Annotated in this window: 31 protein-coding genes; 10 read left to right on the forward strand and 21 right to left on the reverse strand. The window is 66.9% G+C overall.

Annotated features, from left to right (window positions below; genetic code table 11):
- Positions 1-11: 11 nt before the first annotated feature.
- Together argS and ACN2C8_RS15955 are read right to left on the reverse strand one after the other, a co-directional pair.
- Entirely contained in the window at positions 12-1,814 is a 1,803-nt protein-coding gene (gene argS / locus ACN2C8_RS15950) for an arginine--tRNA ligase (RefSeq protein ID WP_419253004.1), read from the reverse strand.
- Positions 1,811-2,509 carry a Tat pathway signal sequence domain protein gene (locus ACN2C8_RS15955; protein ID WP_419253005.1) on the reverse strand — a complete coding sequence of 233 codons (699 nt, stop codon included), beginning with the start codon at positions 2,507-2,509 and terminating at the stop codon, positions 1,811-1,813. Before ACN2C8_RS15955 ends, argS begins: the two co-directional genes overlap by 4 nt.
- 163 nt (positions 2,510-2,672) lie before the next feature.
- Between ACN2C8_RS15955 and ispH the strand changes: the two genes are divergently transcribed.
- Genes ispH through ACN2C8_RS15975 form a run of 4 tightly spaced genes read left to right on the forward strand, consistent with a single transcriptional unit; the run spans position 2,673 to position 5,574 of the window.
- Positions 2,673-3,632 (forward strand): 4-hydroxy-3-methylbut-2-enyl diphosphate reductase, encoded by a 960-nt coding sequence (gene ispH, locus ACN2C8_RS15960; RefSeq protein ID WP_419253006.1) that lies wholly within the window; start codon positions 2,673-2,675, stop codon positions 3,630-3,632.
- Positions 3,633-3,675: 43 nt separating this feature from the next.
- Positions 3,676-4,638: a homoserine kinase gene (gene thrB / locus ACN2C8_RS15965; protein ID WP_419253007.1), complete on the forward strand. Its 963-nt coding sequence runs from the start codon at positions 3,676-3,678 to the stop codon at positions 4,636-4,638.
- Complete coding sequence (gene rnhA, locus ACN2C8_RS15970) at positions 4,635-5,075, forward strand: ribonuclease HI (protein ID WP_419253008.1); 441 nt, start codon at positions 4,635-4,637, stop codon at positions 5,073-5,075. Before thrB ends, rnhA begins: the two co-directional genes overlap by 4 nt.
- Positions 5,076-5,085: 10 nt before the next feature.
- Positions 5,086-5,574, forward strand: coding sequence for a recombinase family protein (locus ACN2C8_RS15975; RefSeq protein ID WP_419253009.1), 489 nt, complete (start codon positions 5,086-5,088; stop codon positions 5,572-5,574).
- On the opposite strand, the gene ACN2C8_RS15980 is transcribed toward ACN2C8_RS15975, so the two are convergent.
- The 5 genes from ACN2C8_RS15980 to ACN2C8_RS16000 form a co-directional block, all read right to left on the reverse strand.
- Positions 5,546-6,307 (reverse strand): ABC transporter permease, encoded by a 762-nt coding sequence (locus tag ACN2C8_RS15980; protein WP_419253010.1) that lies wholly within the window; start codon positions 6,305-6,307, stop codon positions 5,546-5,548. The genes ACN2C8_RS15975 and ACN2C8_RS15980 overlap by 29 nt on opposite strands.
- Positions 6,304-7,260, reverse strand: coding sequence for an ABC transporter ATP-binding protein (locus ACN2C8_RS15985; RefSeq protein ID WP_419255898.1), 957 nt, complete (start codon positions 7,258-7,260; stop codon positions 6,304-6,306). The genes ACN2C8_RS15980 and ACN2C8_RS15985 overlap by 4 nt, the downstream gene beginning before the upstream one ends.
- Positions 7,261-7,329: 69 nt before the next feature.
- Complete coding sequence (locus ACN2C8_RS15990; protein ID WP_419253011.1) at positions 7,330-7,785, reverse strand: NfeD family protein; 456 nt, start codon at positions 7,783-7,785, stop codon at positions 7,330-7,332.
- Positions 7,786-7,789: 4 nt separating this feature from the next.
- Positions 7,790-8,767 carry an SPFH domain-containing protein gene (locus tag ACN2C8_RS15995; RefSeq protein ID WP_419253012.1) on the reverse strand — a complete coding sequence of 326 codons (978 nt, stop codon included), beginning with the start codon at positions 8,765-8,767 and terminating at the stop codon, positions 7,790-7,792.
- A 33-nt stretch (positions 8,768-8,800) separates the two neighbouring features.
- Complete coding sequence (locus ACN2C8_RS16000; RefSeq protein WP_419253013.1) at positions 8,801-9,226, reverse strand: TIGR02301 family protein; 426 nt, start codon at positions 9,224-9,226, stop codon at positions 8,801-8,803.
- A 139-nt stretch (positions 9,227-9,365) separates the two neighbouring features.
- Between ACN2C8_RS16000 and ACN2C8_RS16005 the strand changes: the two genes are divergently transcribed.
- Positions 9,366-9,575 (forward strand): hypothetical protein, encoded by a 210-nt coding sequence (locus ACN2C8_RS16005; RefSeq protein ID WP_419253014.1) that lies wholly within the window; start codon positions 9,366-9,368, stop codon positions 9,573-9,575.
- A 6-nt stretch (positions 9,576-9,581) separates the two neighbouring features.
- On the opposite strand, the gene ACN2C8_RS16010 is transcribed toward ACN2C8_RS16005, so the two are convergent.
- From ACN2C8_RS16010 to yaaA, 9 genes are all read right to left on the reverse strand, one after another.
- Complete coding sequence (locus tag ACN2C8_RS16010; protein ID WP_419253015.1) at positions 9,582-10,115, reverse strand: hypothetical protein; 534 nt, start codon at positions 10,113-10,115, stop codon at positions 9,582-9,584.
- A 237-nt stretch (positions 10,116-10,352) separates the two neighbouring features.
- A complete protein-coding gene (locus tag ACN2C8_RS16015) occupies positions 10,353-11,318 on the reverse strand; it encodes an NAD(P)H-dependent flavin oxidoreductase (RefSeq protein ID WP_419253016.1) in 966 nt (321 codons plus the stop codon).
- Positions 11,319-11,398: 80 nt separating this feature from the next.
- Entirely contained in the window at positions 11,399-11,536 is a 138-nt protein-coding gene (locus ACN2C8_RS16020) for a hypothetical protein (protein ID WP_419253017.1), read from the reverse strand.
- A gap of 128 nt (positions 11,537-11,664) precedes the next feature.
- Positions 11,665-12,447: an SDR family NAD(P)-dependent oxidoreductase gene (locus ACN2C8_RS16025; protein ID WP_419253018.1), complete on the reverse strand. Its 783-nt coding sequence runs from the start codon at positions 12,445-12,447 to the stop codon at positions 11,665-11,667.
- Between the two features lie 69 nt (positions 12,448-12,516).
- Entirely contained in the window at positions 12,517-13,290 is a 774-nt protein-coding gene (locus ACN2C8_RS16030; RefSeq protein ID WP_419253019.1) for a site-2 protease family protein, read from the reverse strand.
- Positions 13,287-13,721, reverse strand: a complete 435-nt coding sequence (locus ACN2C8_RS16035; protein ID WP_419253020.1) for an NUDIX hydrolase — start codon at positions 13,719-13,721, stop codon at positions 13,287-13,289. The genes ACN2C8_RS16030 and ACN2C8_RS16035 overlap by 4 nt, the downstream gene beginning before the upstream one ends.
- Positions 13,718-14,788, reverse strand: a complete 1,071-nt coding sequence (locus tag ACN2C8_RS16040) for a patatin-like phospholipase family protein (protein WP_419253021.1) — start codon at positions 14,786-14,788, stop codon at positions 13,718-13,720. The genes ACN2C8_RS16035 and ACN2C8_RS16040 overlap by 4 nt, the downstream gene beginning before the upstream one ends.
- Before the next feature lie 14 nt (positions 14,789-14,802).
- Positions 14,803-15,600 (reverse strand): 3-hydroxybutyrate dehydrogenase, encoded by a 798-nt coding sequence (locus ACN2C8_RS16045; protein ID WP_419253022.1) that lies wholly within the window; start codon positions 15,598-15,600, stop codon positions 14,803-14,805.
- Positions 15,601-15,703: 103 nt separating this feature from the next.
- A complete protein-coding gene (gene yaaA, locus ACN2C8_RS16050; protein WP_419253023.1) occupies positions 15,704-16,471 on the reverse strand; it encodes a peroxide stress protein YaaA in 768 nt (255 codons plus the stop codon).
- Between the two features lie 1,341 nt (positions 16,472-17,812).
- Here yaaA and ACN2C8_RS16055 point away from each other — a divergent pair.
- Both ACN2C8_RS16055 and ACN2C8_RS16060 read left to right on the forward strand, forming a co-directional pair.
- Positions 17,813-18,013, forward strand: a complete 201-nt coding sequence (locus tag ACN2C8_RS16055; RefSeq protein WP_419253024.1) for a hypothetical protein — start codon at positions 17,813-17,815, stop codon at positions 18,011-18,013.
- An 80-nt stretch (positions 18,014-18,093) separates the two neighbouring features.
- On the forward strand, positions 18,094-18,399 hold the full coding sequence (locus ACN2C8_RS16060) for a hypothetical protein (RefSeq protein ID WP_419253025.1): 306 nt from the start codon (positions 18,094-18,096) through the stop codon (positions 18,397-18,399).
- On the opposite strand, the gene ACN2C8_RS16065 is transcribed toward ACN2C8_RS16060, so the two are convergent.
- A complete protein-coding gene (locus ACN2C8_RS16065) occupies positions 18,374-19,798 on the reverse strand; it encodes an FAD-binding oxidoreductase (RefSeq protein ID WP_419253026.1) in 1,425 nt (474 codons plus the stop codon). The genes ACN2C8_RS16060 and ACN2C8_RS16065 overlap by 26 nt on opposite strands.
- 71 nt (positions 19,799-19,869) lie before the next feature.
- Between ACN2C8_RS16065 and ACN2C8_RS16070 the strand changes: the two genes are divergently transcribed.
- Positions 19,870-20,154, forward strand: a complete 285-nt coding sequence (locus tag ACN2C8_RS16070; protein WP_419253027.1) for a type II toxin-antitoxin system VapB family antitoxin — start codon at positions 19,870-19,872, stop codon at positions 20,152-20,154.
- Entirely contained in the window at positions 20,151-20,546 is a 396-nt protein-coding gene (locus ACN2C8_RS16075; protein WP_419253028.1) for a type II toxin-antitoxin system VapC family toxin, read from the forward strand. Before ACN2C8_RS16070 ends, ACN2C8_RS16075 begins: the two co-directional genes overlap by 4 nt.
- On the opposite strand, the gene ACN2C8_RS16080 is transcribed toward ACN2C8_RS16075, so the two are convergent.
- The 4 genes from ACN2C8_RS16080 to ACN2C8_RS16095 all read right to left on the reverse strand — a co-directional run bounded on the left by ACN2C8_RS16080 (position 20,543) and on the right by ACN2C8_RS16095 (position 23,776).
- Positions 20,543-20,860 carry a 1-deoxy-D-xylulose-5-phosphate synthase gene (locus ACN2C8_RS16080; RefSeq protein ID WP_419253029.1) on the reverse strand — a complete coding sequence of 106 codons (318 nt, stop codon included), beginning with the start codon at positions 20,858-20,860 and terminating at the stop codon, positions 20,543-20,545. The two genes, ACN2C8_RS16075 and ACN2C8_RS16080, sit on opposite strands and share 4 nt — an antisense overlap.
- A gap of 6 nt (positions 20,861-20,866) precedes the next feature.
- A complete protein-coding gene (locus ACN2C8_RS16085; RefSeq protein WP_419253030.1) occupies positions 20,867-21,844 on the reverse strand; it encodes an L-threonylcarbamoyladenylate synthase in 978 nt (325 codons plus the stop codon).
- Positions 21,772-23,055: a YceI family protein gene (locus ACN2C8_RS16090; RefSeq protein WP_419253031.1), complete on the reverse strand. Its 1,284-nt coding sequence runs from the start codon at positions 23,053-23,055 to the stop codon at positions 21,772-21,774. Before ACN2C8_RS16090 ends, ACN2C8_RS16085 begins: the two co-directional genes overlap by 73 nt.
- Positions 23,056-23,143: 88 nt before the next feature.
- Positions 23,144-23,776 carry a YceI family protein gene (locus ACN2C8_RS16095; protein WP_419253032.1) on the reverse strand — a complete coding sequence of 211 codons (633 nt, stop codon included), beginning with the start codon at positions 23,774-23,776 and terminating at the stop codon, positions 23,144-23,146.
- A 182-nt stretch (positions 23,777-23,958) separates the two neighbouring features.
- Between ACN2C8_RS16095 and ACN2C8_RS16100 the strand changes: the two genes are divergently transcribed.
- The gene (locus ACN2C8_RS16100; protein ID WP_419253033.1) at positions 23,959-25,740 is read left to right on the forward strand and encodes an acyl-CoA dehydrogenase; all 1,782 of its coding nucleotides are present in this window, start codon (positions 23,959-23,961) and stop codon (positions 25,738-25,740) included.
- Positions 25,741-25,862 lie beyond the last annotated feature (122 nt).

The following is a 25,862-nucleotide window of genomic DNA, read 5'->3' on the forward strand; positions in this document are numbered from 1 at the left end:
CGGTCCGAGACCTACATCCGGTCCGGCGCTTCGATGCCCAGCAGTTCCAGGGCCTGCTCCAGTTGGCGCAGGGTCGTCTGGGCCAGGTTGAGGCGTGAGGCGCGGGTCGGCTCGTCGTCGGCGCTCATGATCGGGCAGGCCGCATAAAACTTCGAGAAGGTCTGAGCCAGCTTGTAGGCGTGCTCGGCCACGAAGTTGGGGGCCTTTTTGTCATAGGCCTCGGTCAGCGCGCCCTCGAAGGCGTCCAGCAGCATGGCCAGGTCGCGCTCGGCCGGCTGGCCGATGACGATCCGACCGGCCTGAACACCCGCTTCAGCGGCCTTGCGCAGCACGCTCTTGATGCGCACCGACTGGTACAGCAGGTAGGGCCCGGTCTTGCCCTCGAAACTGGTGAAGCGATCGAGATCGAAGACGTAGGACGTGCCGCGGAAGTTCTGCAGGTCGGCGAACTTCAGAGCCGCGATCCCCACCTTGTGGGCGGTGTCCTCGAAGGCTTCCTCTGACAGCTCGGCGCCGAGGCCGGCTTCGCGCAGGCGCTCGCGGGCCTTTTCGCGGGCCATCTCGATCAGGTCGTGCAGCTTCAGGACGCCACCGGCGCGGGTCTTGAACGGCTTGCCGTCGCTGCCGTTCATGGTGCCAAAGCCGATATGCTCCAGCGTGCCAGGCTCGGCATAGCCGGCCAGATAGGCGGCGCGGAATACCGTCTCGAAGTGATCGGCCTGACGTTGGTCAACGCAGTAGAGAATCAGGTGCGGGTCAAAGGTGCTGCGCCGGTCCAGAATTGTGGCCAGATCGGTCGTGCCATACATGGCCGAGCCTTCCGACGAGACCACCAGAAGGGGCAGCACGTCGCGCTTGTCGCCTTCCTGGGCCACCCGGACGATGCGCGCGCCCTGGTCCTCGACCAGCAGGCCCTTGTCCTGCAGCTGGCGCACCATCGGCGCGATCAGCTCCTGGACGTCGCTCTCGCCCTTCCACAGGTCGAAGTCGACGCCAAGGGCGTGGAACTCGCGCTCCAGCGCCACGCGGCTGACATTGACGAAATGGCGCCACAGCAGCCGGTAGCCGAAGCGGCCGTTCTGCAGCTCGGCGGTCGCCCGACGGGCCCGCTCCTTGTAGTCGAGATCTTCCTTCTGACGGGCCGACGCCAGGGGATACAGGCGGTCCAGGTCAGCCAAGCTGACCAGCGGAACGAACTCCGCCAGCACCTTGTCCTCGTCGGCCTTGGTGAAGCCACGCGGCGCTTCCGGCAGCTTTTCCATCAGGGCCTGGATGAACGAATGCTCGTCCATCACCGCGACGATCAGCAGGCCCATCTGGAAGCCCCAGTCGCCGAAATGGGCGTCGCCCACCACGTCGTCGCCGCGGAAACGGTAAAGGCGCTTGACCGACTCGCCGATGATCGAGGCGCGCAGGTGACCCACATGCATCGGCTTGGCGACATTGGGGCCGGCATAATCGATCAGGACGCGGCGCGGCTCCTCGACCAGGGCGGCGCCGACGCGGGGATCGGCGGCAATCTCCTTGGCGCGGGCCGACAGGGCCTCAGCGCTGACACGCATGTTGATAAAGCCGACGCCGGCGATTTCCACTGACGCCAGGCGCGGATCGCCCTTCAGGTGATCGACCACCTGCACGGCGATCTCGCGCGGATTGCGCTTGGCGCTTTTGGCGGCCGCGAGGGCGCCGTTGCACTGGAAATCGGCAAGGTCGGGCCGGTCGGACGCCGTGACACGCCCGAATTCGGGAGATAGTCCGGCGGCTTGGAAGGCGGCTGCGGCCGCCTCGCTCAAGGACCGCTTCAAATCGCTCATTGCTTGGTGGCAGTCCCTGCTTGCGCTGTCGCCTGGCCGGCATTGACCCGGAAGCGTTTGCCCTCACGGTTGAAGGCGGCCATTTCCGGGGTCACGTCGAAGCCGACCAAGACTTCAAAATTGCCGCCGCTGACCTGGGCGCCAGCGCGCGGGATGGTGATGGTCTGCAGCTGCTCGGTGGCGAAAACTCGGTCCTGGCCCGCCGGGAAGGTGATCGGCAGATCGAAATATTCCTTGGCGATGATGGACTGGTTCCGCTCGGTGACAGCAACCCAGTAGCGGTAGTTGCGCTGGGGTTCAGCGCCCTGAGGGCCGCGACCCAGCTGGAACAGCACTTCGACACGGATGCTGATCGGATCGTCGCTCTTGTAGGCGCAGCCCGACGAAATACCCTGGATCTCACCAGTATAGGCCACAGCGGCCGGGCTTTCCCGCCCGTCCTTGAACTCGACGAAGCGGCTGGCGTCGTACAGCACCTTCACATAGGGGCAGGGGCCCGCATTGCGCAGCTGGGCCAGCGGCGCTTTGGACTGGTTCCACTCCTCGTCGCGCTTCTTTTTCTTGCTGGCCTGTTCCTCGTCCTGGCCGCCCTGGTCCTGGCCGCGACCGCGAGCCTGGGCGTGAACGCTCGTCGCGGTCGCCGCGATCGAAACAGCCATCAGGGCGCTGAGGGCGACAGTGAAATGAGGGCGCATGAAACGTCCGGTCAGAAATGAAAGAGCCTGAAGGGGCGCATGCCCCAGTCGGCGTCATGCAGCCTGATAAAGGCATATGCGTGACGTCGCAATGTACTGCTTTGGACGCTGACTTGAGCGCGGGCGCTGGCGCTGGCGCCGTCGAACGCTTAGGTTCCAGCCCATGAACGCCCACGCCCCGGTCCGTCCGCCGCTCACCGTCGTGCTCGCCAGCCCCCGGGGCTTCTGCGCGGGCGTTGATCGCGCCATCCAGATCGTCGAGCGCGCCATCGAGAAATTCGGCGCGCCGGTCTATGTGCGCCACGAGATCGTCCATAACCGCCATGTCGTCGATCGCCTGAAGGCGCTGGGCGCGGTATTCATCGAGGAGCTGTCCGAAGCCCCCGACGACCGCCCGATCGTGTTCTCGGCCCACGGCGTGCCCAAGTCGGTGCCGGCCGAGGCCAAGGCCCGCCAGATGATCTATCTGGACGCCACCTGCCCGCTGGTCTCCAAGGTCCATGTCGAGGCCCAGAAGCATTTCAATTCCGGCCGCGAGATCGTGCTGATCGGCCACGCCGGTCATCCCGAGGTGGTCGGCACCATGGGCCAACTTCCCGAAGGCACCGTCACTCTGATCGAAAACATCGACGACGCTCGCGCCTGGATTCCCAAGGACGCGTCGAACGTGGCCTTCCTGACCCAGACCACCCTGTCGGTCGACGACACCGCCGACATGGTCGACCTGCTCAAGGCCCGCTTCCCCGGCATCGCCGCGCCGCACAAGGAAGACATCTGCTACGCCACCACCAACCGTCAGGACGCGGTCAAGACCCTGGCCCAGGGGACGGAGCTTGTGCTGGTGGTCGGGTCCCGCAACTCGTCCAACTCGGTGCGTCTAGCGGAGGTCGGCCTTAAGGCCGGCGCCAAGGACGCCCGCCTGATCGACGACGCCGACGGCCTGGACTGGTCGTGGTTCGAGGGTGTCTCGCGGGTGGGCCTGACGGCCGGCGCCTCCGCGCCTGAAGATCTGGTGCAGGGCGTCATAGACGCCATCGCCGCCCGCTTCGATGTCACTATCGAAGACCTGATCGAGGCCCGAGAAACGGTGACCTTCAAGCTGCCGAGACTGCTGACGACCTAGGCGACCTCTTGACCGCCAGCGCCGGCTCCCGCATCCCCCGATCATGGCCGTCTATACCGACATCACCGACGAAGAACTCGCCGCCTTCCTGGCTGACTTCGACCTGGGGCAAGCCCTGGCGTTCAAGGGCATCGCCGAGGGCGTGGAGAACTCCAACTTCCTGCTGGAGACGGAGGCCGGGCGGTTCATCCTGACGGTCTATGAAAAGCGCGCCGCGCCGGAAGACCTGCCCTATTTCCTCAATCTGATGCGCTGGCTGGCCGATCGCGGCTTTCCCAGCGCCACGCCGATCGCCGATCGCGCCGGCCGCACGCTCAAGACCCTGCGCGGCAAACCCGCCGCCCTGGTGCAGTTCCTGACCGGCCTGTCGGTGCGTCGGCCCACCGTCGCCCACTGCCGCGAGGCCGGCGAAGGCCTGGCCCAGCTGCATCTGGCCGGCGAAGGCTATGGCGGCCGCCGGATCAACGATCTGGGCCAACCCTACTGGGCGCCGCTGTTTTCCAAGCATCGCAAGGGCGCCGAGGACCTGAAGCCCGGCCTGGCCGCAACCATCGAAAAGGACCTGGCCGAGCTGGCCCTAGCCTGGCCGCGCGACCTGCCGTCGGGCGTGATTCACGCCGACTATTTCCCCGACAACGTCTTCTTCCGGCCGGACGGCAGGTTCGCCGCCGCCATCGACTTCTATTTCGCCTGCGACGACAGCTACGCCTATGACGTGGCGGTGACCCTGAACGCCTGGTGCTTCGAGCCGGACGGCAGCTTCAACGCCACCGCCGCCGCCGCCCTGCTGACCGGCTATCAGCGCCGTCGCCCACTGAGCCCCGTCGAAAAGCAGGCCCTGCCGATCCTGGCGCGCGGCGCGGCGATGCGGTTCTTCCTGACCCGCCTGGCCGACTGGAAGGCGACGCCCGCCGGCGCCCTGGTCAAGCCGCACGATCCCATGGAGTACGAGCGCAAGCTGGCCGTGCACCGCGAGGGCCTGACCCTGTTCGGAACCGGCGAATGACGCCCAAGGTCATCGTCTATACGGACGGCGCCTGTAAGGGGAATCCCGGCCCGGGCGGCTGGGGCGCGATCATGTTCTACGGCGAAAAGAAGAAAGAAATCTGCGGCGGCGAGGCCCATACGACCAACAACCGCATGGAGCTGATGGGCGCCATCATGGCCCTGGAAACCCTGACCAAGCCCTGCAAGGTCGAGCTGCACACCGACAGCCAGTACGTGATGAAGGGCGTCACCCAGTGGATCCACGGCTGGAAGGCGCGTGGCTGGCGCACAGCCGACAAGAGTCCGGTGAAGAACGACGACCTCTGGAAGCGCCTCGACACCGCCCGCAACCGTCACGAGGTCGACTGGCGCTGGGTCAAGGGCCATGCCGGCCATCCGTTGAACGAGCGCGCTGACGAACTGGCCAACAAGGGCCTGAGCGAACGGCGGGGCTGAGGCGGCTGACATGAAGTTTGTCGGCTATTACCGCCTGCCGCCGGTGCGCGGCGTCTTCTTCAGTCCGGCCCAGGAGGAGCGCCTGCTGCTGCTGGGCTGCCAGGAGGTGTTCAGCGACCGCTGCCTGGCGGGCGGCGTCGTACGGACCGGTCTGGATCGCGCGATCGCCGCTTTGGAACCGGGCGGAGCCCTGGCCGTAGCCAACTTGCATGCCTTAGGCGGGGCAATGGTCGACCTGCTGGAGGTGATCCTGAAGCTCAAGGCGCGGGACCTGCATCTGATCGTCGTCCAGCCCGCCATCGACACCCGCACCGATCCCGGCTTTTTCGACGCCTGGCAGGCCTTGGCCACCTTCAACGGCGAGCGCGCAGTGATCCGCACCGCCGAAGCTTCGATGGTCGCCAAGGGGTTTCCCCAAGCGGGCCTGAAGGTCGAGGAGCCGGCGGAAGCCGACGGCCCGTCGCGAGACCTCAGGTCTTCAGCCGATAGCCCGTCTTGAAGATCCACCACACCGCCGTCAGGCAGATCGCCAGAAACACGCAGGTCATGGCCAGACTGATGCCGACCCCGACGTCGGAGACGCCGTAGAAGCTCCAGCGGAAGCCGCTGATCAGATAGACCACCGGGTTGAACAGGGTCACCTTCTGCCAGAACTCGGGCAGCATGTTGATCGAATAGAAGCTGCCGCCCAGGAAGGTCAGCGGCGTGATGATCAGGGCCGGCACGATCTGCAGCTTCTGGAAGTTGTCAGCCCAGACCCCGATCACAAAGCCGAACAGGCTGAAAGTCACGGCCGTCAGCACCAGAAACAGCGCCATCACGAACGGATGGGCGATCTCGAACGGCACGAAAAGCCGGGCGGTGGCCAGGATCAGCAGGCCCAGCAGCACCGACTTGGTGGCGGCGGCGCCGACATAGCCGATCACCGTCTCGATCCATGAGACCGGGGCCGACAGCAGCTCATAGATCGTGCCGGCCCATTTGGGCATGTAGATGCCGAACGCGGCGTTGGAGATGCTCTCGCTGAGCAGGGACAGCATCACCAGGCCGGGAATGATGAAGGCGCCATAGCTGACGCCGTCGATGGACTGCATCCGCGAGCCGATCGCCGAGCCGAACACCACGAAATACAGCGAGGTCGAGATCACCGGGGCCAGGATGCTCTGGGCCAAGGTGCGGAACCACCGCGCCAGCTCGAAGCGGTAGATGGACTTGATGGCGTGCAGGTTCATTTGGCGTCGCTCACGAGGCTGACGAAGATGTCTTCCAGCGAGCTCTGGCTGGTATGCAGATCCTTGAAATCGACACCGTCCTCACCGAGGCGGCGCAGGAGCTCGGCGATGCCGGTCTCCTCGGCCTGGGCGTCGAAGGTGTAGATCAGTTCGTGGCCGTCGCTGGCCAGCTCCAGCGGATAGCTGGACAGGGCGGTGGGGACGGCGGTCAGCGGGCTGTGCAGTTGCAGGGTCAGCTGCTTCTTGCCCAGCTTGCGCATCAGCACATCCTTGTCCTCGACCAGGATGATCTCGCCCTTGCTGATCACCCCGATCCGGTCGGCCATCTCCTCGGCCTCCTCGATATAGTGGGTGGTCAGGATGATGGTGACGCCGCTTTCGCGCAGGGCGCGGACCATCACCCACATGTCGCGACGCAGCTCGACATCGACGCCGGCGGTGGGCTCATCGAGGAACAGGATGGTCGGCTCGTGGCTCAGGGCCTTTGCGATCATCACCCGGCGCTTCATGCCGCCCGACAGCGTCATGATCTTGGCGTCCTTCTTGTCCCACAGGGACAGGTCGCGCAGGATCTTCTCGATATAGGCGTCGTTGGGGGCCTTGCCGAACAAGCCCCGGCTGAACCGCGTCGTCGCCCAGACGGTCTCGAAGGCGTCGGTGTTCAGTTCCTGCGGCACCAGGCCGATCTTGCTGCGAGCGGCGCGGTAGTCGCGCACCACGTCGTGGCCGTCGGCCAGGATCGTCCCCGTGCTGGGATTGACGATGCCGCAGATGATGCTGATCAGGGTGGTCTTGCCGGCCCCGTTGGGCCCCAGCAGCGCAAAGATCTCACCCTGGCGGATGTCCAGATCCACCGACTTCAGGGCCTGATGGCCTGAAGCATAGGTCTTGGTCAGACCCGATACCGATATGATGCCCGTCACGGGTCCCCCTGAAGATCCCGCGCGATGCAAGCGGCGGGTAGCCGCCAAATGGGGACGCCCCGCTCCAGGCGCCAGACGTCGCCCCTCTTACGGCCCAGTTTAGTAGGCGCGCACCGTCAAGGTCGCGCCGTCGACGCCCACCACCTGGATGCGCTGGCCCGGCAGCGGCGGACCGCCGTCAAGCCGCGCCTGCCACTCCTTGCCGTCGACAAACACCCGGCCCATGCCGGCCTCGAAGGTCGACAGCACCTCGCCGTCGCGGCCGATCAGGCGCAGCAGCGGGTCGTTGAGATCGGGCGCATCGCCCTCGAGCACCGGCCGCAGATAGCGGCGGGCCAGATAGGTGGTGGCGATGGTCAGGATCGCGAACAGGGCGATCTCGACCGGCAGGTTCATCGGCACGACCAGGGCCAGCACGCCGACCAGAGCCGAGGACGCCGCCGGCCACAGTAGCCAGCCACTGCCGGTCCCGACCTCGACGGCCAGGAAGATCGCGGCTACCGCCAGCCAGACCCAGAAGGGGTGCATTGCATAGAAGCTCGCCAGGGCGTCCATCGGTTCAGACCCTCTTGGCGCCGCCGGTCGGCGTGTTGGTGCGCGGAATCGGCGGAGTGGGCGCAACGGCGCTGGAGCCGCCCAGCGTCTTGACCAGTTCGGCCACGCCCGCGACCGTTCCGGTCAGGCCCGCGAAGTCGGCGGGCACGATGACGGTCTTGGCGTTGGGCGAGCGGGCCAGCTCGCCGAAGGCTTCGACATATTTCTGGGCGATGAAGTAGTTGATGGCGTTGACGTCGCCCTTGGAGATGGCCTCCGACACGAAGGCGGTCGCCTTGGCCTCGGCCTCGGCCTCCCGCTCGCGGGCTTCGGAGTCGCGGAAGGCGGCTTCCTTGCGGCCCTCGGCCTGCAGGATGGCCGACTGCTTCTGGCCCTCGGCGCGAGCGATGGCGGCCTGCTTTTCGCCCTCGGCCTCGGTTATCACGGCGCGGCGCTCGCGCTCGGCCTTCATCTGGCGGGCCATGGCGTTGGTGATGTCAGCCGGCGGCGTCAGGTCCTTGATCTCGATGCGGGCGATCTTGACCCCCCAGGGACCGGTGGCGTGATCGATGGTCGACAGCAGGCGGGTGTTGATCTGGTCGCGCTGTGAGAGGACTTCGTCCAGCTCCATCGAACCGACCACGGTGCGCAGATTGGTCTGGGCCAGCTGGGTGATGGCGTACATCAGGTTGTCGACCTTGTAGGCGGCCTGGGCGGCGTCCATCACCTGAATGAAGACGATGGCGTCGACCTTCACCGAGACGTTGTCCTTGGTGATGACCTCCTGCTGGGGCACGTCCAGCACCTGCTCCATCATGTTGACCCGCCGGCCGATGGTCTCGACGAAGGGGGTCAGGATGCTGATGCCGGGCTTGAGGGTGCGGGTATAGCGGCCGAACCGCTCGACCGTGAACTCGCGCCCCTGCGGCACGATCTTGATGACGCTGATGACCAGAAAAATCGCCAGGACCAGGAGGACCAGCGGAACCAGATACGAGGCCAAGACGACGCTCCTTGCACAACCAAGAGGCGCAGGTTAGCGCGGGGCGATCTCCTCCGCCATGGAATCCGGAGCGGTCTCGCCACGCGGGATCACGCGAATGGATTGCGAGAGCTTCAGCGCCAGGGCCTGGCCTTTGCGCGCCGACTGCTGTTCGGCCTTGCGGCTGGCGGCGTCGCACAGCGGAAACTCGCCCTGACGCGCGGCAAAGCCGGTGTTGAATCGCTCGCGCAGCTGGGCGTCAAAGGCCTGTTCGGCCTGCTCCACCTCGGTCAGCCGCACCATGCGCGAGCGCCAGAACTGGTCGTTGAGGCCTTCGCAGGTCTGCCGCAGGGCGTGGCTCTCGCCCAGCGAATAGGCCAGGTCCAGCAGACGCTGGCGCTCTTCCGGCTCGCGCTCCTGGGCGAGGGCGGCGGTGGCCATGCAGGCGATGATCAGGGCGGCGACAGGCAAGCGAAGCATGGTCACAGTATTCCCGGCTCGCGCTCTGATGTCACCACTACGCGCCCTTCGCGCGAGTCCGTGGCGATGTGATGGCGTATCGGGCCTTGCGATCGCCATGGATCGGCGCAAGGATAACCCTACTGCAAGGAGGTCTATCATGACTGAAGTGCATTATGGCGTCATCCGGGTCGGCGATCACTGGGCCATCGTGGGCGAGCACCTGCGATTTGGGCATTACGCGACGCAGCGTCAGGCCGCAGAGGCGGCCGGGCGACTGGCCGAGCAGTCCACGGGGGTCGGCATGCTGGTCCTGCTGGCCGTGCAGGACGACGATTTCACCCTGCCCGCGCCGACACTGCTGAGCTGAGCAAGCTCAGGCTTCGAGGGCCGACCGCCCCAGCCACGGCTTGACCACGCGCCAGACCTGCAGGGCCGAGGCCACGAAGCCGACGATCGAAGCCACGATCTGGAAGGCGTTCCAGACCGCCGCCACCAGAGGCCCCTCTACCAACATCGCCACCACCGGATAGATCAACTGGCTGACCACGATCCGGAACTGGGCGTAGGCTTGCGAATATTCGATCACGACCTGGCCGATCGTCGCGATGATCAGCACGGCCAGAACCGGCGACCACAGCAGTGGCAGGATCAGCAGCAGAGCCAGCAAGGTGACCAGGCACTTGGCGATCAGGCTGGCGGTCGAGACCATGGTCACACCCACGCCGACCACCACCGCCAGGCCGAGAAGAGCGAAACTGATCGGCAGGATCGTGTCGGCGACCTCGATCAGATCCCGCCCCAGGGCAAAGGTGACAAAGCCCGCGCCGGCCAGGACCAGCACAAAGGACGCCAGCCACAGGGCCCCGTACTCGCTGAGCCGCGTTTTGAGGACATAGCCAGTGCGCATGCCGCGTTCTCCGTGGTGCGCTCCAGCCTGCCTTGGAAGCTTCGCCGCGTCGATTGGAAACTAAAGCACCGCTTGCGCGCTATGGCCGGACAAGCGGCGCGCCCATGGAAGATCCATCATGGCTGGCGCCGGTGAAAGCCAGGCGCCGCAGGGTCCGACCATGCCTCCAATCGCCGGCTGGGTGCGCTTCGCAGGCGCGAGGCAGGCCTGCGAAGCGCTCTATGCCCGAGGTGAAGGCTATCGATTGAGGGCGGCGATCCGGCTAATCGCCGCGCGGGCCTCGGCGACCAGCTGCTCGACGATCACGCCGGCCGGCAGCACCTCGCGAATGCCGCCCGCGCTCTGGCCCATGGCGAAGCACGACTTTTCGGCCTCGAGGCCTTCGATCTGGCCGCCGATGCCGCCCATGGCGCCATTGCGGATCGAGACCATGGCCTGCTGGGGGAAGCCCTGGATGTCCGCCGGGCGCGACTCCCAGTCCTCGACATAGGGGTTCTTCTTCACCCGCATCGGCTTGCCCGAATAGCAACGGGTGCGAACGGTGTCCTCGTCAGCCGCATCGACCACCGCCTGACGATAGAGGTCGCCGGCATGGGCTTCGGTCGAGGCGATGAACCGCGTGCCCATCCAGACGCCCTGGGCGCCCAGGGCCAGGGCTGCCGCCAGGCCCCGGCCGTCGTGAAGGCCGCCGGCGGCAACCACGGGGATTTTCACGGCGTCCACGGCCTGGGCGACCAGAGGCAGGGTGCCGACCAGGCCGGTGTGGCCGCCGCCTTCGCCGCCCTGGCAGATCACGGCGTCACAGCCGGCCTGCTCGGCCTTGACCGCATGTTTTACCGCGCCGCAGACGACCATGACCTTCAGGCCCGCCGACTTCAGGCGCGCGATGATCGGCATCGGCACGCCCAGGCCCGCGATGAAGGATGACGCGCCCTCGGCGATGATGACCTCGACGCTGTCGGTCAGGGCGTCGGGAGTGGCGGCCAGCAGGTCGACGCCGAACGGCCGGTCGGTCAGGGCCCGGACCTGGCGCATCTGGTCGCGGATGAAGTCGGGCGAGGTGCCAGCCATACCCAGCACGCCATAGCCACCGGCGTTCGACACAGCCGCCGCCAGCGGGGCGTAGGAGACGCCGCCCATGCCGGCCAGCAGGATCGGGTGCTCGATGTCCAGTAGATCGCAAAGGGGCGTATGCAGCGCCATGAAACCCGTCCTCCCATTATTTTCCAGGAGAATGAGCGTCGGTTCGGCAGGCTAGCAAGCGTGCCGCGAGGTCAGCGGGATCAGACCCTGTCGCTGCGCACCGCCTCGGTGGTGGCCTCGGTCGTGAAGAAGCAGGCGGCCATCGCCGTCAGCATGATGGCGATCAGGGCCAGCATGCCACGCGGGGGAGCCAGAGCGACGACGTCTTGCGGGGTCATCTTTTCGTTTCCTCGAAAGGCGCCCGGATCTGACGTCCAGGCTACCTTCCGAAAAACTCTCTCACCAAGCCGGCGGCTTCGCAAGGCCCTTGTGCAGAAGGGTTTTCTTCGACTCCGGAGTCCAGAAATCAGAAGATCGAATAGCCGCCGTCGATGATCAGGGTGTCGCCCGAGTGATAGCTCGAGGCGTCCGAGGCCAGATAGACCGCCATGCCACCAAAGTCGGCGGGCTCGCCCCAGCGCCGGGCCGGGACCCGGGGAATGACCTTCTCGGCGAAGGCCGCATTGCCCTGGGCGCCAGCCGTCATGTCTGTGGCGATCCAGCCGGGCAGGATGGCGTTGGCGCGAACGCCATAGCGGGCGTGCTCCACGGCCACCGACTTGATCATCGAGATCACCGCGCCCTTGGTCGCCGCATAGGCTTCGTTGCGGGCCGCGCCCTCGATGGCGGCCAGCGAGGCGATGCCGACCAGCGAGCCGCCCGGATCACCCGACTTGGCGCGGTCCACCATGTGCCGGCAGGCCTCGCGCAGGGTGAAGAACACGCCGTCCAGGTTGACCGCCAGCACCTTGCGATAGGTCTCGGTCTGCATGTCCACAAAGGACGGCGAGCCAAAGCCCACGCCGGCATTGGCGAATACCGAGTCGACCCGGCCCATGGCCGTCACCGCCTCGACCATGGCTTCGGCTACCTGGGTCTCGTCGGAGACATCGACCGTCTGGGCCATGACCCGCACGCCGTGCTTCAGCAGCTCGCCCTCGGCGATCTGGTTGCGCTCGGCGTTGGAGCCCCAGATGACGATGTCGGCGCCCGCCTGGGCCATCGCGCTGGCCATGCCCAGGCCGATGCCGCGATTGCCGCCGGTGACGAGCGCGACCTTGCCGGCCAGATTGAACGGCGCGTAGGCCATGGCGTTTCTCCCTTGAACGTTTGTTTGAAAGAGAGGTGCGAAGCGTCGCCCGGTCAAGTGCCCGCTAGGTCAACCGGCGCTGCCCCAGAAGCGGAAGGCGTCCCAGCCCGCGCCCATGGCGTCGAACGAAACGCCCAGCAGCCCCGCCACGGCCCCGGCGGTGCCGAAGATCACGGCGCTGACGCCGGGCACGAAAAAGATCAGGCCAAACAGGATCAGGAAACCGATCAGCTCCACCTTCACCAGCCTGGCGCGGACGCCTTCGGGCAGAAAGGGGCGAATGACGCCATAGCCGTCCAGTCCCGGAACCGGCAGCAGGTTCAGGACCAGGGCGCTGGCCTGCAGAAAGGCCAGCAGCGACAGGGCGTTGGTCAGGGCCGGCGCGCGGTTGCCAAACAGCGGCAGGACCACGGCGATCACGATCAGCACGACCAGCGTCCCCAGCGGACCGGCCAGCGAGGCCAGCGACCGCCAGGTCCGGGTGCGCATCAGGTCCTCACGCAGATAGACCGCCCCGCCCGGAAAGCCGATGCCGCCCAGGGCCAGGGCGATCAGCGGAAAGATCAGGGTGGTCGACAGGTCGGAATATTTCAGCGGGTCGAGGGTCAGGTAGCCCTTTCCGACGATGGTGGTGTCGCCCGCCTTGTGAGCGACGAAGGCGTGGCCGAACTCGTGGACGCCCACACTCAGCACCCAGGCCAGGGCCACGAAGGCGAAGGTCAGGAAGCCGGTGAGGGCCGTGGGGATGGTCAGCGCCCAGCCCAGGGCGACGACGGCGCCGATCAGGATCAGGGCGTTGACGCTGATCCCGTGGCGGGGGACGGGGGCATCCACAGTGGTCATGCCGCAAACCGCTCATAGGTTTCGGTGATCATCCGCCGGGTCTCGTCCCATTCGACCAGGGCCATGGCTTCCTCGCGGGAGACGAACCGCGCCTCGGCCGCGTCGTCGCCGGCCACCGGCTCGCCGCAGACCCAGCGGGCGGCATAGTCGATCAGCAGGTAGTGGCGGGTGATCTCGCCGACTTTTCCATCAAGGGAGGGCCGGGCGGGAAAGATCCCGTCGATCACGTCGATCAGGCCCAGGATCGTGGCCTCGACGCCGGTCTCTTCCTTCAGTTCGCGCAGGCCGGCCGCGATCGTCGTCTCGCCCAGCTCCATTCGGCCGCCCGGCAGGCTCCACTGGCCAAGCCGGGGCGCCGTGCCGCGCTTGATCAGCAGCACCTGGTCGCCGCGCAGACAGACCACACCGACCGTAGGCACAGGGTGGTTCATGGAAATCCGGTCTTCAGGTCGATGCTGGACTTGACGCCGATACAGGTTCCGCAGTCGTCCAGCCAAGTCTGGGCGGCCGTTCGGCCCCGTTCCTTGAGGTCCAGCAGAAAGCTCCATTCGGTGTTGAACTTGGTCGACAGCGACAGGTCGGCCAGCGGCCCGTCGGCGGTGATGGCGTGGACCAGCATCTTGCGATAGCGGCCCTTGGCGGTGTCCTTCAGCAGCCCGTCATCCAGCAGCTTCTGTACAAAACCGATGGCCCGCAGCTCTGCGGCCAGCGATGAATTGAAGGTGATTTCGTTCAGCCGGTCCATGATCTCGCCCGGCGACCTTGGCGTCTCGTCGCGGACGAAGGGATTGAGGCTGACGATCAGGATGTCGTCGGGCGTGTCGTCATAGAACAAAGGCCACAGGGGCGGATTGGCCAGAAAACCGCCGTCCCAATAGGGCTCGCCGTCGATCTCGACGGCCTGGAACACCTGCGGCAGGCAAGCGCTGGCCATGATGTGTTTGGCGGTCAGCTCGGTCTCGCGGAAGATCTTGGCCTTGCTCAGGCGCACCGCCGTGGCGGCGATGTACAGCTTGATCGGCGAGCGCTGGCGGATCGTCTCGAAGTTCACCGCCGCTTCCAGCACATCGTGCAGCGGATTGAGGTTGAACGGATTGAATTCGTAGGGCGACAGGCTCATGGCCAGGGTCTCGGCCATGCGCCAGCCGGGGGTATTTTTGAGCCAGTCGGGGCCGGCGAAGGCCTTGGTCCAGATGGCGGAGTCGCCGAACACGTTCTGGCCGCCGGCCCGGTTTGTGCCCCGCCAGAAGGCTTCGAGCGTCTCGCGGGCCTTGGCGCGGCCCCCCTCAGCGCCCCCTTCGGCCAGGCCGTGGGCCAGGCAGACGGCGTTCATCGCCCCGGCCGAGGCGGCGGTCACCGCCTTGATCTCGATATCGTCTTCCTCGAGCAGGCGGTCGAGGATGCCCCATTCGAAGGCGCCGTGCGCGCCGCCGCCCTGCAGGGCCAGGCTCAGGGGCCGGGGGCCGGCGGGCTTCTTCCTGAACGGGCCGATGGGCATGACCCGTCCCTTGCCTATTGCGCCACCCAGCCGCCGTCGATCTGGAAGGCGGCGCCGTTGGCCGAGGCCCCGGCGTCGGAAACCAGATACAGCAGCATGCCGGAAAGCTGGTCGAAGGTGACAAATTGCTTGGTCGGCTGGCTGGCCAGGATGACGTCGCGCATGACGGCCTCCTCGCTGATGCCGCGCGCCTTGGCCTGGTCGGCGATCTGGGCCTCGACCAGTGGGGTCTTCACGAAGCCCGGGCAGATGGCGTTGCAGGTGATGCCGAACGCCGCCACTTCCAGCGCCACGGTCTTGGTCAGGCCCAGCACCCCGTGCTTGGCGGCCACATAGGCCGACTTAAACGGCGAGGCCACCAGGGCGTGGGCCGAGGCGATATTGATGATCCGGCCGCGTCCCTGGGCCTTCATGATCGGCACGGCAGCCTTGGTGGCGTGGAAGGCCGAGGTCAGGTTGATGGCGATGATCTGGTCCCACTTGTCGGTGGGAAAGTCCTCGACCGGGGCCACATGCTGGATGCCGGCATTGTTGATCAGGATGTCCAGCTCGCCGAATTCGGCCTTGGCGGCGCGGACCATGTCGGCGATCTGGTCGGGCTTGGTCATGTCGGCGCCGTTGTACAGCACCTCGACGCCATGCCGTTCGGCCAGTTCGGAGCGGGTTCGCTCGATGGCGGTCATCTCGCCCAGACCGTTCAGGACGATATTGACGCCCTGGGCGGCCAGCGCATCGGCCATCGCGTGGCCAATGCCGCTGGTCGAGCCTGTGACGATGGCGACCTGGCCCTGCAAACCGAAATCAACGGCCATGGCGACGCGGTTCCTTTAATTGCGACCCTAATATTTGCTGCAGCGCAGCATATAACTCGCCATGACGCAGGGCGAGCGCTTATAAATTCATCGGTAGATGAATTCAGGGTTGGGGGCGAGCGAAAACCCAATCGGTGTCGGTCGAGAGCGCGGGACGGAACGCATAGCCGTCCAGGTCGAAGGCCTTGAGATCCTTGGCCTGCTCGACCCGGTTGTCGATGATGTAACGCGCCATCCGGCCCCGGGCCTTCTTGGCGAAGAAGCCCAGCACCTTGAGCAGGCCCGCCTTCTCCTCTTTGAAATGGCAGGTGACGACCGGCAGCTTCAGGGCCTTGGCGTCGACGGCCCCGAAATATTCCTGGCTGGCCAGATTGACCAGGGTCGGATCGGCATGGCCCTGGGCGGCGGCATTGAGCGACTGGGCGATGGTCTCGCCCCAGAAGTCATAGAGGTTGGACCCGCGCTTGGTCTTCAGCCGCGTGCCCATCTCCAGGCGATAGGGCTGCAGGGCGTCCAGCGGCCGCAGCACGCCATACAGGCCCGACAGGATCCGCAGATGGTCCTGGGCCCATTCCAGGGCCGGGCGATCCAGCTCCCGCGCCGCCAGCCCGCCATAGACGTCGCCATTGAAGGCGATCACGGCCTGCAGGCCATCCTCGACCTGCGGATCGAAGGCCTGGAAGCGCTCGCGGTTCAGATCGGCCAGCTTTTCGGAGATGTGCATCAGCCGGCGCAGATCGGCGGCAGTCAGCTTGTGCGTCACCTTGGCCAGCTCGGCGATCTTGCCCTTCAGCTCGGGCGTCGTCAGGGGCAGCACCTGATCGGGGGCGGTGAAGTCCAGCGACTTGGCGGGGGAGATGACCATCAGCATGGGCGGGAGATAGAGAGTCCTGACGGGGTTCGCTAGCGGGAGGTTGGTGATTGATGGTCACTGGCCCCCTTCCCCCTTGATGGGGGAAGGGTTGGGGATGGGGGTGAAAGCGGTTCAGGATGTGGCTGGCCTTGCGTGAAATCGTCTGGCGGGGTCACCCCCATCCCCGCCCTTCCCCCATCCAAGGGGGAAGGGAGAAGACACGGGCTCTCAGCCTCACGCGGCATCAGCCACTGAAGGGGTCGGGGAGGCGCGAAGCGGCCGGGGCGGACCCGGATGACCGTGATGTGTTGTTTGCGTTTCGGCTCGACCTGTCCGCTTCGCAGAAGCTGTTCTTGCGTGAGGATCGGGCCAAGCGAGCGTCTTTCAGCTCTGATACCCAAGAGCCCCCGTACGGGCGCGCATCCCGTCAATCGGCTAACCGTCTCGACGCCGACGATGCGCGATAGGCGGGTTTACGATCCCTCGCCCTCTTCGACCCGCGTGCACCCGGCCGACAAGCCACTCAGCGTTTGGTCCGTCCTTCTGAGACAGCCCGCACACCTCGACCCGCCTTCCAGGGCGTCGCGGCCCCGCTCAGCTCCATCCCCATCGCCGCTTTGGGCCGGTACCAGGCGCCCTCCCCCTGCGACGGGGACAGCTCTGATTATGCAGCGGGTTTGAGCGCCGAGGATTGGCGCGATCAACTATTTTACAAGCGGTTGGTTTTGTTGAGCTCGGTCCCGGAAAGTACGGGGATTGAGCGCCCTCTATCCCAGTGCTGGCCGCAAAGCCCTCCCCCTGAAGGGGGAGGCGGCCGGTTGCCGGCGGGGAAGACCCCTCCGGCTCAGCAGCACTACCCCCTCCGATCACTTCGTGATCGCCTCCCCCTTCAGGGAGAGGACTTGGGAGCGCGCCCCGCCCCCCTTCGCGCCGAAGGGAGCCATCCTTAAATCTCACGGCGAGAAGATCGCCGGTCTGTCCAGGTCACTCAAGGCCGGCCCTCCGGGCCGCCGCGCAGCGGCCGGTCGAAGACCGGGCCTTGACTGACCTGGACAGACCGGCACGCTGCAGCCTCCAAGAGATTTAAGGATGAGCGGGACGCGGGGCGTCCACTTTCGGGAGGGAAGGCAAAAGGTGCTTTCGACCCGTAGCGGACATTCGAGCTAGGTGTAATCTGGCTTTATGGAACACCCGTCTCTCGTTGCGTTTCTCACTGGCCTGAGCCCAGCCGAAGCTTTCAGTCGCGAGATCGCGCAAGAAGTCACAACTTGCAACTCGGCTCTGGCTTCAGAAGGCGTAGGCTCGATCCTGCTAAGCGATGGGCCGTCCACGACCGTCACCCGAACCCATGCAAGGCGCTTGCTGACTGCTGTTGCCGAAGGTCACCTATCGTTCGAAGCGGCCAGCTACGTCGCGGACGCCCTTATCATGAGCGAAGACTTCGACTGGGAAGACGATGCCGTCGCCACAACGATCTTCTTTCTAGCGGATAACAGCCGGCCTCCGACACATGTGGAAGTGAGCGACGCCCTTTCCCAGTTGGGCGACAGCGTCCGCTAACCACCCGTTGCCGAATACCGGAAAGCCCGCTTTCCGGCCCGCCCCTCGACGCCGCCCCGCGGGCCCGCTATCCCGCTCGCATGACGCCCCAAGCTCTCGGCCATCTCGCCGCCCTCGCCTGGCCGATCCCGATGGTCGTGGCGCTGATCCTGGTCGCCGCGACCAGGGCCCTGCGCTTTCGCGTTCTGTGGTGTCTGGTCAGCCTGGTCGGGGTCGGGGCGTTCTGGATGGAGATCGACACGGGCCGCTGGGGCTTTATTCCGCTGGCCATCAACCTGCTGGGCCCCGGCCACATGGCCGGCTTCCACAAGGCGGTGATCCCGCTGGGGGCCGTGATCGCGATCGTGGCGGCGCTGCGGGCTAGAACAGCACGCGCGGGTTCATGATCCGCTTGGGGTCCAGCGCCGAACGGATGGCCCGCAGGGCCGTCACCTCGACCGGATCCTTGTAGCCCAGCGCCTCAGCCGTCTTCATCGCCCCCAGGCCGTGCTCGGCGCTGATCGAGCCGTTCAGGCCGGCGGTGATGTCGTGGACGATCCTGGCGCCGGCGTCGCGCAGGGCCTCGTGAGCGTCCTCGTCGCCGCCGATGGGTCGCAGCACGTCATAGTGGACATTGCCGTCGCCCACATGGCCGAAGGCGACGATGCGGGTGCCGGGATAGGCGCTGGCGATGGCGGCGTTGGCGCGCGCGATGAAGACCGGGATCTTGGAGACCGGCACGCTGACATCATGCTTCCAGGCCGCGCCTTCGGGCTTCTGGCCGGCCGAATGACCCTCGCGGATGTGCCAGAAGGCCTTCATCTGGGTCTGCGTCTGGGCCACGGCCGCGTCGCTGATCAGGCCGCGCTCCAGGGCGCTGGTCAGCAGCCGCTCTAGCGCCGCCTCGGCCGCGCCGGGCTCGCCGCTGGCGATCTCGATCAGCACGTACCAGGGATGGATCGAGGGCAGCGGATCGCGCAGGCCCGGCACGTTGCGGATCGTCAGCTCAAAGCCCAGCCGGCCCATCAGCTCGAAGGCCTCGACCGCCCCGCCGGTCTCGTCCTTGGCGCGGGCCAGCAGCTGGATGGCGTCGGCCGGCGAGCCCAGGCCGACGATGGCGACGGCGCGCGAGGCCAGCAGCGGGTGCAGCTTCAGGCTGGCGGCGGTGACCACGCCCAGCGTGCCCTCGGCCCCGATCAGCAGCTGCTTGAGGTCGTAGCCGGTATTGTCCTTGCGCAGCCGCTTGAGGCCCTTCCAGATCTCGCCATTGGGCAGCACGGCCTCAAGGCCCAGCACCTGCTCGCGCATCATGCCGTAGCGCAGGACGGCGGTGCCGCCGGCATTGGTCGAGACCAGGCCGCCGATCGTGCAGGACCCTTCCGAGGCCACCCCCACCGTGAAGCGGCGACCGACGCTGGCCGCCTGGGCATGGGCTTCGGACAGGGTGACGCCGGCCTCCAGCACCATGACGTCGTCCAGGCCGTCGACATCGCGAACAGCCCGCAGCTTCTCGGTGGAGAGCAGGATCTCGCCGTGCGGGATCTGGCCGGCCACCAGCCCGGTATTGCCGCCCTGCGGGGTGATGGCCACGCCGTCGGCGGCGCAGATACCGACCACGGCGGCGACCTCGCCCGTCGTGCGCGGCAGCACCAGCAGAGGCGTCTCGCCCCGCCAGCGGCCGCGCCATTCGACCAGCTTGGGCTCAAGGCGGGCGGGATCCTGGCTCCATCCGCCCTCGCCGAGCACGGCCTTGAGGCGGGACAGGGTATCCCCAAGGGTAGAAGGGGAGGGAACGGGCTTGGTCATGGGGCGGGAGGATACGCTTTTGGAGCGGGCCAGAATAGGATATACTTGGGTATATACCCCCGGAGCCTGCCATGGGCATCTTCATCAAGAACCCCGAGACCGAAAAGATCGTTCGCGAAGTCGCCGCTCTACGGGGCACGACGATCACGGGCGCGATCGACGCGTTGGCGCGTGAAGCCCTGGCGCGCGAGCCGCCGAAGGTTCGCAAGCGGACCCTGGAAGAGATGCGCGCGGCTACAGAGGCGTTTCGGCGCGTCACAGGACTCGACAAGGAGCCGCTGCCCCTACGCCCGATGACGAAGGCTGACTGGGATGCGCTTTGGCCGACCGACATTCCCGAGATCGACGACGCATGACCCTGGTCGTGGATGCCTCGGCCCTCGTCGCGATTGCTCGGCACGAAGCCGGCTACGAGATTCTGGAGGAGGCGCTGTCAAAGGCTGACCAAGCCTTCGCGACGACAGTCAACATCATGGAGGCGGGACTGGTTCTTGTCCTTCGCGACGCTCGTTTCACAGCTGAGGGGTTTCAAGCCTGGCTGCACTCTCAGAACGTGGTTGAGACCCAGATCGTAGAAGCCGGGGCCGCCCTCGACGCCTACCTACGCTGGGGGAAAAGCGTTCATCGCGCGGGGCTGAACATGGGCGACTGCTTCGCCTACGCCCTGGCCAAGGCGCTGGACGCGCCGCTGCTCTACAAGGGCGACGACTTTCCGCTGACCGACGTGCGCTCGGCGCTGGACGCCTAGCCGAGGTCTGGATCGGGAATGCCCCGGATCTTGGCCCAGTATTCCTCGCGCGCGTCGTCGTCGATCACGGCCGGATCACCAGCGCCCTTGAACAGCCGGTCGCCGCCATCCTTGCGGGCCTTGGCGATCCAGAAGGGCTGGCCCGTCTCCAGATCGCGGAAATTGGCCTTCAGGCCCGAATTGCGCAGGGCCTCGAACGAGCGGCCGGCATAGTAGAGGGTCTCGCCCGTCTTGGACGACCCCACCCGCCCGATGCGCGCGGGACCGTTAAGGCCCTTGGACTTGTCCTCGAGGTACATGATCTTGAATTTCATCGGCCTCTATCCCACGAACCCGGCCGCGCGTCTAAGCCGGTCATTGATCGCCTCGCCCAAGCCTTCCTGAGGAATGGCCGCCACGGCAATGCCGAGGGGTCTGGTCCGATCGGCGGCGCGCAGGAACGAGAACAGGTTGGCGGCGGCCTCGCTGAGCGACCCGGTCGGGCTGAGGTTGAACACGCCCTCCCCGTCCGGCCACAGACCAAAGGCCAGGAACGCCTCGCCGACGAGGGGGGCGGCGGCATCGATGCGCACCGGCGCGTCGGGGGCATAGTGCAGGGCCATGCGTCCGGGCGAGCGCTTGGCGTCGTTCTCGGCCTCGGCGAGAGGACCAACCACGGCCTCCAGCTGGGCGCGGGTCACGGCGCCGGGGCGCAGCAGGCGCGGCGGGCCGTCGAGCACGGCGACCACAGTGGATTCCAGCCCGACTTCGCAGGGACCGCCATCTAGCGTGACGGCGCAGGCGCCGCCGGTCTCGCCAAAGGCGTCAGCATAGGTGGTGGGACTGGGCCGGCCCGAGCGGTTGGCCGAGGGGGCCACGACCGGCCCGCCGAACGCCGCCAGAACGGCGCGCGCCAGCGAATGGCCGGGCACCCGGATGGCCACGGTGTCGAGCCCGGCCCGCGCCAGATCACAGACCGCCGAAGCGTCGCGGATCGGCGCGACGAGGGTCAGGGGGCCGGGCCAGAAGGCCCGGGCGAGGGCCATGGCGCGGTCGTCGAGGACGGCGATCCGCGCGGCGGTCTCGACGTCGGCCACATGGGCGATCAGCGGATTGAAGCGCGGCCGACCCTTGGCCTCGAAGATCGCCGCCACGGCCGCCGGATTGGCCGCGTCGGCGCCCAGACCATAGACGGTCTCGGTGGGCAGCAGCACCAACTGGCCGGCGGCCAGGGCGCGCGCGGCCTCTACGACTTGCGTGTCGCCTTCAGGGAGAAGCTGACCTTCACCTTGGCCGCGATCTGATCCGTGCTCGCCCATTCGCCCTGTCCGACCCCGAACGACGTCCGGTCGAGGCTGGTTACACCGCGCGCCGTGGCTGTGTCGCCGTCGATCTTCAAGCTGAACGGCAGGCTGAGCGGCTTCTTGACACCGCGCAGGTCCAGGGTCCCGTCGGCGATGTAGCGGCCCTCGCCGGTCTTGCGGAACTTGGTGGCCGTGAACGTCGCCTTGGGGTGGCTGGCGCTGTCGAAGAAATCGCCGCTGGGCAGGCTCTCGTCGCGCTGGGCGTCGCCGGTCTGGGCCGAGGCCGTGTCGATGCTGACGGTCAGCTTCGAGCGGTCCAGAGCCTCGGGCGAAAACAGGATGTCGGCGGTCCAGCGGGTGAAGCTGCCCTCCAGGGCGTCGCCCGACCAGGAGGCGGTGAAGCCGAGCTTGCCGCCCTTGGCCACCGTCCAGGCCACGGGATCCTTCAGGGCCGGATCCGCGACCGGCGCGGCGGCGGCCTCGGCCGGCGTCGCCGCAGCCTCCGGCGTTGCGGGCGGGGCGACCGGGGCGTCAACAGGCTCCTCGGCGACCGCAGGCGCGGCCACCGGCTTGACGGCGGGGGTGTAGAGATAGCCGGCGGCGATCACCGCCGCGAGGCCGGCGGCGGCGAGCCAGGCGCGCGGCTCCTTCCAGCCCGGACGCGCGCCCGGCGCCATGTGATCCAGCACCTCGTCCTTGTCGAGGATCTGATGCTTGGCCACCGCGCCCAGGTGCAGCAGCAGCAGCAGATAGGTGGTCTTGACCAGCACGCCGTGGCTGATCTCGCCGATCTCGTGCCAGACGTGCTTGGCGCCCTCCGCAAGATCGGGCAGCAGCGGCAGGTGCGGCCAGGGAACGACCCCGAACAGCACGGTGGGGATATTGGTGCGGCTGGCCGAGACGATGATCCAGCCGGTCAGTGGCAGGCCGATCATGATCACATAGAAGCCCCAGTGCACCACGTGCGAGGCGATGCGCTCCCAGTTGGGCTGGCCCACCGGCGGCGGCGGCGACGTATGGGTCAGCTTCCAGGCCAGCCGGAACAGGCTGAGCAGCAGGATGGTGATCCCGATCGACTTGTGCAGCTGGAAGAGGGCGAAGGTCTCCGGTCCCTTGGGACCGTCCCCCGCCCTCCAGCCAAGGATGATCTGGAAGATGATGGCCGCGGCGATCAGCCAGTGAATGACGATCGCCACCGTCGTGTAGCGCGTGCGTGTCGCGGCCATCAGGCTCTCCAGAGTCGGTCTAGACTTCTATCTTATGCATTGTCTTGACGCGAACCGGAGGCCACTTCGCTCAAAAATGTCTGCCGGCTTACTTCTTGTCGAACTCGACTTCGATGTTCAGCGTCACGTCGTCGCCGACCAGCGGAACATACTTGGAAACGCCGAATTCCGAGCGCTTGATCATGGTCGAGGCCGAGAAGCCGGTCTTGACGCTGCCGGGCATGAAGGCGCCGCCGACGCCGTTGAAGGTGACGTCCAGAACCACCGGCTTGGTCACGCCATGGAAGGTCAGGTCGCCCGTGACCTTGCCGGTCTTGCCGTCGCCCACATCGACCTTGGTCGAGACGAAGGTGATGGTCGGATATTTGGCCGTTTCCAGCCAGCCGTCGCCGACCAGCTCCTTGTTGAACTTCAGGCCGAAGGCGTCGGCGCCCGTCGAGGTGTCGATCGAGGCGGGGTCGACCGCAACGGTGATCTTGGAGGCTTCCGGCGCCTTGGGATCATAGGTGAAGCTGGCGTCCAGCTTGGTGAAGCGCAGGGTGTAGTTGGAGAAACCCATGTGGCTGAGCTTGGCGGTCAGCACGGCGTGGGTCTTGTCGAGCACATAGTTGCCGGCCGGCAGGTCGGCGGGACTGGTCGATTTGACACCCGGCGCGGCCAGGGCGGCGGGCGCCGTGAACAGCGCGGCGGCGAGCGCGGCGTAGGCGAAGGGACGGGCCATAGGTCGGAATCTCCAAACTGTGATTGTAGCAGTTGCGATTGCCTCGACTTAAGAAGTCCCGCGCAAGGATAAAGGGCCGCAACATCACGAAGCCGTGACTTCTTGAACGAGCGTCGCGCCAGCTTGGCCCCGCCGCCACTCGCGCCTAAACAGAACACCGATAATCTGGAGCCTCGCCGTTCATGACCTACCGCGCCCCTGTCCGTGACATCGCTTTTTCGCTGCGGCACGCGGCCGGCTTTGATCGCCTTTCCGACGCCTTTCCCGACGCCGACGCCGACACGGTTCAGGCCGTGCTGGAAGGGGCCGGGGCCCTGGCCAGTGACATTCTGGCCCCGCTGAACCGCCAGGGCGATCTGGTAGGCGCGAAACTGGAAAACGGAGTGGTCCGCGCCGCGCCAGGCTTCGGTGAGGCGTATCGGCAGTTTGCCCAAGGCGGCTGGAACGGCCTGGCGGCGGATCCTGACCATGGCGGCCAGGGCTTGCCCAAAAGCCTGGAGGTCGGCGTCTTCGAGATGTTCCAGGCCGCCAACATGGCCTTTGGCCTGTGCCCCATGCTGACCCTGGGAGCGATCGAGGCCCTGGCCCACCACGGCTCTGACCGCCAGAAAAGCCTGTATCTGCCGCATCTGGTCTCGGGCGAATGGACCGGCACCATGAACCTGACCGAACCCCAGGCCGGCTCGGACCTGGCGGCGATCACCACGATGGCTACGCCGGATGGCGACGGCGGCTACACCCTGTCGGGCCAGAAGATCTACATCACCTGGGGCGACCACGACGTCGCCGACAATATCGTCCACCTGATCATCGCCCGCACGCCGGACGCGCCTCCCGGCGTGAAGGGCATCTCGCTGTTCCTGGCGACCAAGATCCTGGTCGGCGAGGACGGCGCCCTGGGCGCGGCCAACGCCCTGCGGGCCGGCGGACTGGAGCACAAGCTGGGCATCCATGGCTCGCCCACCTGCGTGATGCTGTTCGAGGGCGCCAAGGCCGAGCTGGTCGGCCAGCTGGGCTCGGGCCTGGCCCACATGTTCACGATGATGAACGCCGCACGCCTGCAGGTCGGCGCCCAGGGCGTCGCCATCGCCGAGCGCGCCTATCAGCAAGCGCTCGCTTTCGCGCTGGAGCGCCGGCAGGGCCGCTCGGCCTGGACCGGCGAGAACGCGGCCCGCTTGTTCGACCATCCCGACGTGCGCCGCACCCTGATGCTGATGAAGGCCCGGATCGAAGCGGCGCGGGGCATCTGCCTGTCGACCGGCGTCGCCGCCGACCTGGCCACCCATGGCGCCACCGAGGACCAGCGCGTCGCCGCCAAGCTGCGCGAGGAGCTGCTGACCCCGATCGCCAAGGCCTGGTCGACCGACATGGGCGTCGAGGTCGCCTCGCAGGGCGTGCAGATCCACGGCGGCATGGGCTTTGTCGAGGAAACCGGCGCGGCCCAGCACTATCGCGACGCCCGCATCGCCCCGATCTATGAGGGGACCAACGGCATCCAGGCCATCGACCTGGTCGGCCGCAAGCTGAGCCTTGGCGAAGGCCAGGCGATCGGCGACCTGATGGACGACATCCGCGACACGATCGACGCCCTGAACGCGGCCGCCGATCCGGCCTTGGGCACGATGGCCAGGCGCCTGGAGACCGCCCTGGACGCGGCCAGCGCCGCCACGGCCTGGCTGATCGAGCGTCGGGCGCGGGCCATGCCCGACGCGCTGTCGGGCGCAACGGCCTATCTGAAACTGCTGGGCGACGTGGTCGGCGGCTGGATGCTGGCCAAGGGCGCCCTGGCGGCCTCGGCGGCCCTGGCGGCGGGCGACGGCGACGCCGGGTGGCTGTCGACCAAACAGGCTCTGGCGCGGATCTATGCCGAGGCGGTGCTGGCCCAGGTTCCGGGGCAGGTGGCCGGCGTCATGCTGGGAGCGGCGGATCTGGAAGCGACGACGCCGGAGATGCTGGGGGTTTAGATCGAGAAGAAGTCCTCCCCCTGAAGGGGAGGCGGCGCGAAGCGCCGGAGGGGGAAGTGCAGCTGACGCTCAGCCAGACTTCCCTCTCCGTCGGCTACGCCGACACCTCTCCCATCAGGGAG

The organism is Caulobacter sp. ErkDOM-C, from assembly GCF_048541825.1.
GTDB lineage: Bacteria > Pseudomonadota > Alphaproteobacteria > Caulobacterales > Caulobacteraceae > Caulobacter.

Coding starts and splice junctions, on each gene's coding strand:
- argS (WP_419253004.1), bottom strand. CDS start 1,814: ATGAGCGATTTGAAGCGGTCCTTGAGCGAGGCGGCCGCAGCCGCCTTC.
- ACN2C8_RS15955 (WP_419253005.1), bottom strand. CDS start 2,509: ATGCGCCCTCATTTCACTGTCGCCCTCAGCGCCCTGATGGCTGTTTCG.
- ispH (WP_419253006.1), top strand. CDS start 2,673: ATGAACGCCCACGCCCCGGTCCGTCCGCCGCTCACCGTCGTGCTCGCC.
- thrB (WP_419253007.1), top strand. CDS start 3,676: ATGGCCGTCTATACCGACATCACCGACGAAGAACTCGCCGCCTTCCTG.
- rnhA (WP_419253008.1), top strand. CDS start 4,635: ATGACGCCCAAGGTCATCGTCTATACGGACGGCGCCTGTAAGGGGAAT.
- ACN2C8_RS15975 (WP_419253009.1), top strand. CDS start 5,086: ATGAAGTTTGTCGGCTATTACCGCCTGCCGCCGGTGCGCGGCGTCTTC.
- ACN2C8_RS15980 (WP_419253010.1), bottom strand. CDS start 6,307: ATGAACCTGCACGCCATCAAGTCCATCTACCGCTTCGAGCTGGCGCGG.
- ACN2C8_RS15990 (WP_419253011.1), bottom strand. CDS start 7,785: ATGGACGCCCTGGCGAGCTTCTATGCAATGCACCCCTTCTGGGTCTGG.
- ACN2C8_RS16000 (WP_419253013.1), bottom strand. CDS start 9,226: ATGCTTCGCTTGCCTGTCGCCGCCCTGATCATCGCCTGCATGGCCACC.
- ACN2C8_RS16005 (WP_419253014.1), top strand. CDS start 9,366: ATGACTGAAGTGCATTATGGCGTCATCCGGGTCGGCGATCACTGGGCC.
- ACN2C8_RS16010 (WP_419253015.1), bottom strand. CDS start 10,115: ATGCGCACTGGCTATGTCCTCAAAACGCGGCTCAGCGAGTACGGGGCC.
- ACN2C8_RS16015 (WP_419253016.1), bottom strand. CDS start 11,318: ATGGCGCTGCATACGCCCCTTTGCGATCTACTGGACATCGAGCACCCG.
- ACN2C8_RS16020 (WP_419253017.1), bottom strand. CDS start 11,536: ATGACCCCGCAAGACGTCGTCGCTCTGGCTCCCCCGCGTGGCATGCTG.
- ACN2C8_RS16025 (WP_419253018.1), bottom strand. CDS start 12,447: ATGGCCTACGCGCCGTTCAATCTGGCCGGCAAGGTCGCGCTCGTCACC.
- ACN2C8_RS16030 (WP_419253019.1), bottom strand. CDS start 13,290: ATGACCACTGTGGATGCCCCCGTCCCCCGCCACGGGATCAGCGTCAAC.
- ACN2C8_RS16035 (WP_419253020.1), bottom strand. CDS start 13,721: ATGAACCACCCTGTGCCTACGGTCGGTGTGGTCTGTCTGCGCGGCGAC.
- ACN2C8_RS16040 (WP_419253021.1), bottom strand. CDS start 14,788: ATGCCCATCGGCCCGTTCAGGAAGAAGCCCGCCGGCCCCCGGCCCCTG.
- ACN2C8_RS16045 (WP_419253022.1), bottom strand. CDS start 15,600: ATGGCCGTTGATTTCGGTTTGCAGGGCCAGGTCGCCATCGTCACAGGC.
- yaaA (WP_419253023.1), bottom strand. CDS start 16,471: ATGCTGATGGTCATCTCCCCCGCCAAGTCGCTGGACTTCACCGCCCCC.
- ACN2C8_RS16060 (WP_419253025.1), top strand. CDS start 18,094: ATGACGCCCCAAGCTCTCGGCCATCTCGCCGCCCTCGCCTGGCCGATC.
- ACN2C8_RS16065 (WP_419253026.1), bottom strand. CDS start 19,798: ATGACCAAGCCCGTTCCCTCCCCTTCTACCCTTGGGGATACCCTGTCC.
- ACN2C8_RS16070 (WP_419253027.1), top strand. CDS start 19,870: ATGGGCATCTTCATCAAGAACCCCGAGACCGAAAAGATCGTTCGCGAA.
- ACN2C8_RS16075 (WP_419253028.1), top strand. CDS start 20,151: ATGACCCTGGTCGTGGATGCCTCGGCCCTCGTCGCGATTGCTCGGCAC.
- ACN2C8_RS16080 (WP_419253029.1), bottom strand. CDS start 20,860: ATGAAATTCAAGATCATGTACCTCGAGGACAAGTCCAAGGGCCTTAAC.
- ACN2C8_RS16085 (WP_419253030.1), bottom strand. CDS start 21,844: ATGGGCGAGCACGGATCAGATCGCGGCCAAGGTGAAGGTCAGCTTCTC.
- ACN2C8_RS16090 (WP_419253031.1), bottom strand. CDS start 23,055: ATGGCCGCGACACGCACGCGCTACACGACGGTGGCGATCGTCATTCAC.
- ACN2C8_RS16095 (WP_419253032.1), bottom strand. CDS start 23,776: ATGGCCCGTCCCTTCGCCTACGCCGCGCTCGCCGCCGCGCTGTTCACG.
- ACN2C8_RS16100 (WP_419253033.1), top strand. CDS start 23,959: ATGACCTACCGCGCCCCTGTCCGTGACATCGCTTTTTCGCTGCGGCAC.